The following is a 381-nucleotide window of genomic DNA, read 5'->3' as shown; positions in this document are numbered from 1 at the left end:
CGGCCGCGCGGTCGGCGAGCGCTGGAACGGGGCCGGTCGTAGTCATCGTACCGAGGATAGGTGCGCTCCGGCATAAAAACGTTCAGACGCGCAGTCAGTCGTCCCGGAGCGGCCTTCCCCGTCAGGCGACCTTCCGCTGGTCGCTGAACGTGACTGTCCGGTCGGCCGTCTCGACAGTCGTCCGGATGGTTATCCAGCCGTCCGCCTGTTCGATAGCGTAGGCGTCGCGGAACGACAGGTCGACGCGCCGGGTCGTGGTGTAGGACTCGTCAGCTTCGAGCGTCCCCACGTCCTCGGAGCCCTCCCAGACCACGTCACCGTCGTCGGTGGAGTTCCCGGCGTAAATCCGCGTGTAGACGGTGATTTCCGCCGCCGTACTGT

At 66.1% G+C, this 381-nt stretch carries 1 pseudogene; it reads right to left on the bottom strand.

The features are described 5' to 3' along the window. Nucleotides 1-121 precede the first annotated feature (121 nt). Nucleotides 122-381 (bottom strand): annotated as a pseudogene (locus FY251_RS22275) (hypothetical protein); the annotation flags it as partial.

The sequence above is a fragment of the Haloferax sp. KTX1 genome, assembly GCF_902410085.1.
GTDB classification, from domain to species: domain Archaea; phylum Halobacteriota; class Halobacteria; order Halobacteriales; family Haloferacaceae; genus Haloferax; species Haloferax massiliensis.
Note: the sequence above shows the minus strand (reverse complement) of the source record. Positions and strands in the feature narration are given on the sequence as shown.